This is a genomic window from Streptomyces sp. NRRL F-2664 (genome assembly GCF_000719345.1).
GTDB lineage: Bacteria > Actinomycetota > Actinomycetes > Streptomycetales > Streptomycetaceae > Streptomyces.
This window is the reverse complement of the sequence record NZ_JOFX01000508.1, coordinates 1-287: the sequence shown is the minus strand read 5'-3', so window position 1 is coordinate 287 and position 287 is coordinate 1. Positions and strand designations below refer to the sequence as shown.

The following is a 287-nucleotide window of genomic DNA, read 5'->3' as shown; positions in this document are numbered from 1 at the left end:
CCTACGACGACGGCCGGGTCGTCTTCACCGCACCCCCGCGCTCCGGCGACGGCCACCGGCTGACGGCCGTCCTCGAACTCCAGGACGGCCTGGTCCGCAAGGCGACCGCCGGGGACGGCGCCGCCACCCTGCTGGAGTACGGGCGGCCGCTGGCCGGACACGGCCCCGTCATCACCAAGGTCGCCTCGCCCCTCGGCGCGGTGACCGAGATCGCCTACGAGGAGATCCCCGGATCTCCCGTCCCGGCGCTGGCCGCGACCCGCCTGCGCACCCTCGACGACCGCGGC

At 76.3% G+C, this 287-nt stretch carries 1 protein-coding gene; it reads left to right on the top strand.

The window, feature by feature from the left end:
• Window positions 1–287, top strand: a 287-nt coding sequence (locus IF89_RS40100; protein ID WP_043195127.1) for a hypothetical protein, incomplete at both ends; no start/stop codon positions are given.